The sequence below is a fragment of the Streptomyces nanshensis genome (genome assembly GCF_001751255.1).
In the GTDB taxonomy this organism is placed as follows: domain Bacteria; phylum Actinomycetota; class Actinomycetes; order Streptomycetales; family Streptomycetaceae; genus Streptomyces; species Streptomyces nanshensis_A.
The window spans coordinates 1-5,071 of the sequence record NZ_LJGW01000658.1; the positions used below are offsets into that span (position 1 = coordinate 1).

Consider the following 5,071-nt stretch of genomic DNA (forward strand, 5'->3'; position numbering starts at 1 on the left):
ACCGTGCTCGACCGGTCCGAGCCCGCGCTCGCGCTCGGGCGCGAACTGGCGGGCGCGTGCACCGTCGACCTCGCGCCGCCCGCCGCCGAGTGGTCGGTGCGCTCCCTGACCGGAGCGGACGGCGCCGCTCCGGACGGCCGCCACGGCGGAAGCGGTACGGGAACGGGAGGCGGGGAGGAGCTGCCCGCCGCCGACCTCGTCACCGTCTCGTACGTACTGGGCGAACTGCCCGAACGGGAACAGACCGCGGTGGTCGGCGCCGCGGCGCGGGCCGGACGGGCCGTGGTCGTCACCGAGCCCGGGACGCCCGAGGGGTACGCCCGTGTGATCGCCGCCCGCGATCTGCTCGTGGCGGCGGGGCTGCGCGTTCTGGCGCCCTGCCCGCACAGCGCGCCGTGCCCGATGGTCCCCGGCGAGGACTGGTGCCACTTCGCGGCCCGGGTCAGCCGCTCCTCCCTGCACCGCCAGGTCAAGGGCGGCTCACTGCCGTACGAGGACGAGAAGTTCAGCTATGTGGCGGCCGCGTACCCGGAGGTGGCGGGCGGGCCCGCGGCGGGCCGCATCGTCCGCAGACCGCAGAAGCGCAAGGGCCAGGTGCTGCTGGAGCTGTGCACGGCGGAGAACGGGCTGCGCCCGGCGACCGTCACCAAGCGGCACGGCGCCGACTACCGCGCGGCGCGTGATGTGAAGTGGGGCGACGTCTGGCCACCGGAGGTCTGACCGCCCGGACACCTAACTGCCCGGACGCCCAACTGCCGGTCGGCTGGCGGGTGTTGAGAGCGGGCCTCTGACCGGCCGGGCATGTGGCCGTCCGCCCGCCCACCGGTGCGGTGTCACCAGCCGCCGTCCGTCAGCGTGTCCAGATGCGTGCGCAGCACCGTGCGGAGCAGCCGCGGCGGCAGCAGCTCCGGCACCTGTACGGCCTGGACGGTCAGTCCGTCGAGCAGCGCCGCCAGCCGGACGCTCTCCAACTCGACGTCGAGGCCCTTGCGGAGCGCACCCGTGCGCCGTGCGCCCTCCAGTACGCGCGTCATGACCTCGCGGGTGCCCTCCAGCACTTCCCGTGCGCGCGGCCGCAGTTCGGGACGCGTACGGGCCGCGGTCACGAACGCCGACCACACCGCTGCCTCTTCGCGCCGGGTGGCATCCAGCGGCAGGAACTCCTGGAGCATCGCCTCCGCCACCTCCCGGCGCTCCTCGCCGTCCCGGCACTCCGCGAGCCGTTCGACGTGGGCGAGCACGCGGTGCTCGAAGCGCCGGCTCAGCTCCTTCATGGCGAAGACGAGCAACTCGCCGTGGTCGCCGAAGTAGTGGCGTACGGAGCCGATCGCGAGCCCCGCCTCGTTCGCGACGTTGCGCAGTGACGCGCCCTCCAGACCCCGGCGTCCGACCACGGCGAAGACGGCCTCCGCCACGGCCCGCCGCCGCTCCTCCGCGTCCACGATCTTCGGCATGCGACTTTTATAGCACGACTGCGCTACGATAATTTTCTGGCACGACCGTGCCAGAAAACAACGGGGAGGTCGGACCGCATGAACGGATGGATGACGACGGCGCTCATCGTCGCGCTGGTGGCGGCCGTGGTGGTCAAGCGCCTGCGCGGCGAACCGCTCGACGCACGCGAGCTGTTGGGCGCCCCGGTGATCCTCACCGGCGTCGGCGCCTGGAGCGTGGTGCAGGCGTCCGGGCACCTCACGGCCACAGACTTCGGTTGGGTGGCGGCCGGCTCCGTGCTCGGCCTGGCGCTGGGCGCGGTACGCGGACGGACCGTCGAGGTCTTCGAGCGCGACGGCGTGGCCTGGCACCGCTACACCGGCAGGACGTTCCTGGCGGCGCTGGGCACCTTCGCGCTCATGGCGGCCTTCGGCTACGCCGCCGTACGGGCGGGCATGCACGAGGAGGCCCGCCCGACGACCCTGTCCATCGGCGTCAGTTACCTGGGTGAGGCGCTGGCCGTGGCGGTGCGCGGCATGGGCACCGGGCTGCCCTTCGCCGCGCAGGGGGCGAGGCGCTGACCGGATCCCGTCCGGGTCACCTCCGGGTCCGGTCCGTCGCGTACGCCGTCATGTCTGCGCGCCGTGCGCGCCGCGTGCATCGTGTGCACCGCGTACGTCACGCACCTCGCGCACCTCGCGCACCTCGCGTACGCACCGTCCGGATCCGCGGTTCCGGACGGTGCGGCTCGCCCCCGTCGCTGCTCCCGGCGGTCTGTGCTCAGGCCGCCGGACGCAGCTCGGCGGTCACGCACTTGACGCTGCCGCCGCCCTTGAGCAACTCCGTCAGATCGACGGGCACGGGCTCGTAACCCCGCTCGCGCAGCGGTTCCAGCAGCCCCACCGCAGCCTGCGGCAGCATCACGTGCTGCCCGTCGCTGACCGCGTTGAGACCGAGCGCCTCGGCGTCCTGCGCGGAGGCGACGAGCGCGTCCGGGAAGAGCCGTGCGAGCACCGCGCGGCTCCCCGGCGAGAACGCCGGCGGGTAGTACATGACGTCGTCGCCGCCGAGCACGCACAGCGCCGTGTCCAGGTGGTAGTAGCGCGGGTCGACGAGGTCGAGCCCGATCACGGGGCGTCCGAAGAACTCCTGCACCTCGCCGTGCGAGAGCGGGCTGCTGCGGAAGCCGCGCCCGGCCAGCAGCCAGGTGTCGGTCACCGCGAAGTCGCCCTCGCCCTCGTTGATGTGCTCCGGCTCCTGCACGTCCGTGAAGCCGTTCGCCCGGTACCAGTCGCGGTGCGCCGCCGCCTCGTCGGCGCGCTCGCGGTGGGCGAAGCGCGCACCGAGCACACGGCCGTCGACGACCGTCGCGCCGTTCGCCGCGTACACCATGTCGGGCAGCCCGGGGACCGGTTCGAGCTCCTCGACGACGTGACCGAGCGCGCGGTAGCGGTCCCGCAGCTCCTCCCACTGCGCGACGGCCAGCGGGATGTCCACGGGCTTCTCGGGATCCATCCAGGGGTTGATGGAGTAGGTCACGCGGAAGTGTGCCGGTGGGCACATCAGAAAACGGCGCTGGGTGTAGCGGGGTCCGTACAACGAAGGCTCCTTCACGGGGTCGACGCGCACTGTGCTGCGCCCATGGTGCGCTGTGGGGGCCGCTTCGCGCCGCCATGTGAGCGGAATGCGCGCTCACCTGCCGCGTTCGCCGTCCGCCGCGTCCGGCTTGTCCCGCTGTGGGGTACGGGCCAACAGCCGTGGCGCGTCCGTCAGTACGCCGTCGCAGCCCAGCCGCAGCACCCGGTCGCGTTCGGCGGGGGTGCGGATCGTGTGCGACCACACGTGCGGGATGCCGGAGGCGACGGCCCGGCGGATGTCGGCGTCGCGTGCGTGGTGGTCGACGCTGAGCATGTCGACGGTGCCGCGCCAGCGCTCGGGGCGGTCCCGGCGGGCCTGCTCCACCGACCGCCACACGGAGGTGAGCAGCCCCATGCGGTGGGCCTTCACGGCCGGCCGGATCCGGTTGGACTGCACGTACACCGAGCGGGTCAGACCGCGGGCGCGGATCATCTCCGCCAGGGGCGCCAGCGCGCGTTCGTCCTTGATCTCGACGTTCAGCACGATGTGCCCGCCGAGGCGGTCGAGCACCGCGGCGGCCGTCGGCGGATGCTCCGCGGGCCAGTCGCCCGGCAGGCCCTTCCCGGGCCGCAGCCGTACGTGCCGCCACTGGCGCAGCGTCAGTCGCGAGACGGGCCCGGTGTGGTCCGTGGTGCGGTCGAGCGTGCGGTCGTGCATCGCGACGGGCGTTCCGTCGCGCAGTGTTTGTACGTCGAGGTCGAGCACGTCGGAGGAGCCGTGCCGGTACGCGGAGACCAGCCCGGCCATGCTGTTCTCCGGCACCTCCGAGGCGCCGCCGCGGTGCGCGGCGTTGACCGTCTTCGGGAGCCCCGCCGCCCGGGGCCCGTCGGAGCCGCGCAGCCGTGCGGGCGCCGGGTTCGCCGGAGCGCAGCCCGGTACGAGCGCCGCCGCGGCGAGTACGAGGACGAGCAGCGGAAGCGGCAGCCGGCAGGGGACGCGGAACAGCGGGAGCGGAAGCGGCAACAGGCAGGCGCGCACGGCCCGTACGGCCCTGACCGTGATCATGACCATGGGCTCACGCTAGGCGCGTGCGGCCCTCCCGGCTCCCTCAGAGCCCGCCCGGTGCGGCAGACGGGTGTGTGCAGGAGCGGGCGCGTGCGCCCGTGCCGCCTCGGGCCCGCTTCTTTGCCGTTTCCGCCCGGATGACGACCGGTCAGTTGTGATCCCGGGATTCGGCCCGGAGTGCGCTCACCGCTGCGTACCCTCGGAGAATCCACGGTCGTGGACGCGGACGGCGCGGAGTGAGGCGGTAGATGGAACGCGAGAGCAGGTTCGGCCGGTGGCTGCGGCACATCGTGCGCGGCGGTCCCGGAGCGAGGACGGCGCGGCCACGGAGCGCCGCCGCACAGGCCGACGCCGACCGCGCCCGTACGAGGCTGCTGCTGGCCGCCGCCGCGGCGGGCTTCCCGCTCGCACCGGCCGCGCACCCCTCGGGCTACGGCTGCTCGTGCGTGCGCATCGGGTGTCCCACCCCGGGGCGGCACCCGGTCTCCTTCGGCTGGCAGACGCAGGCCACCACGGATCCGGCGCAGATCGAGCGCTGGGCGCTGAGCCAGCCGCAGGCCAACTTCGTCACCGCCACGGGACGCGTCCACGACGTCCTCGACGTCCCCGCCGAGGCGGGCCGCGCAGCGCTGGAGCGGCTGGAGGCGGAAGGGGTGCCCCTGGGTCCCGTGGCGCTCTCCGGGGGCGAGCGGATGCTCTTCTTCACCGCCACCCGCGGCACCCCCGAGGACGAGGACGAGTGGTGGCCCTGCGAACTGGACTGCCGCCCCGAGACGATGGACGAGCATCCCGGTCTGCGCTGGCACTGTCGCGGAAGCTATGTCCTCGTACCGCCGGCGACGCTGCCCGGTACGGGGGAGCGGGCCGAGGTGCGCTGGATCCGCCCACCGGAGTCGGCCGGCGCGGCGGAGGGCGCCGGAGCGGACGACGGGACGGACGCCCGTGCCGACGGCGGGACCGGGACGGCGGCGGGGGAGGAGCCGCAGGCGCCCCG

Annotated in this window: 6 protein-coding genes; 3 read left to right on the plus strand and 3 right to left on the minus strand. The window is 74.0% G+C overall.

All coding sequences use genetic code 11. From position 1 onward, the window contains the following. Window positions 1–720: small ribosomal subunit Rsm22 family protein (locus AN218_RS31055; protein ID WP_216311832.1), on the plus strand; the 720-nt coding region annotated here is incomplete at its 5' end. A gap of 113 nt (window positions 721–833) precedes the next feature. On the opposite strand, the gene AN218_RS31060 is transcribed toward AN218_RS31055, so the two are convergent. Next, the gene (locus tag AN218_RS31060) at window positions 834–1,454 is read right to left on the minus strand and encodes a TetR/AcrR family transcriptional regulator (RefSeq protein WP_070020364.1); all 621 of its coding nucleotides are present in this window, start codon (window positions 1,452–1,454) and stop codon (window positions 834–836) included. Window positions 1,455–1,532: 78 nt separating this feature from the next. On the opposite strand from AN218_RS31060, the gene AN218_RS31065 reads away from it, so the two are divergent. Then, window positions 1,533–2,015, plus strand: a complete 483-nt coding sequence (locus AN218_RS31065) for a DUF1453 domain-containing protein (RefSeq protein WP_070020365.1) — start codon at window positions 1,533–1,535, stop codon at window positions 2,013–2,015. Between the two features lie 199 nt (window positions 2,016–2,214). Here AN218_RS31065 and ddaH read toward each other — a convergent pair whose 3' ends face one another. After that, window positions 2,215–2,997: a dimethylargininase gene (gene ddaH / locus AN218_RS31070; protein ID WP_070020366.1), complete on the minus strand. Its 783-nt coding sequence runs from the start codon at window positions 2,995–2,997 to the stop codon at window positions 2,215–2,217. Between the two features lie 129 nt (window positions 2,998–3,126). After that, window positions 3,127–4,077 (minus strand): glycerophosphodiester phosphodiesterase, encoded by a 951-nt coding sequence (locus AN218_RS31075; protein WP_079132784.1) that lies wholly within the window; start codon window positions 4,075–4,077, stop codon window positions 3,127–3,129. 248 nt (window positions 4,078–4,325) lie between these two features. Here AN218_RS31075 and AN218_RS31080 point away from each other — a divergent pair. Next, window positions 4,326–5,071 (plus strand): bifunctional DNA primase/polymerase (locus AN218_RS31080; protein WP_079132782.1); only part of this gene is annotated, 746 nt, incomplete at its 3' end.

What these genes read in the sequence shown, in the direction of transcription:
- AN218_RS31060 (WP_070020364.1), bottom strand. Translation starts at nt 1,454, where the DNA reads ATGCCGAAGATCGTGGACGCGGAGGAGCGGCGGCGGGCCGTGGCGGAG.
- AN218_RS31065 (WP_070020365.1), top strand. Translation starts at nt 1,533, where the DNA reads ATGAACGGATGGATGACGACGGCGCTCATCGTCGCGCTGGTGGCGGCC.
- ddaH (WP_070020366.1), bottom strand. Translation starts at nt 2,997, where the DNA reads ATGTGCCCACCGGCACACTTCCGCGTGACCTACTCCATCAACCCCTGG.
- AN218_RS31075 (WP_079132784.1), bottom strand. Translation starts at nt 4,077, where the DNA reads ATGATCACGGTCAGGGCCGTACGGGCCGTGCGCGCCTGCCTGTTGCCG.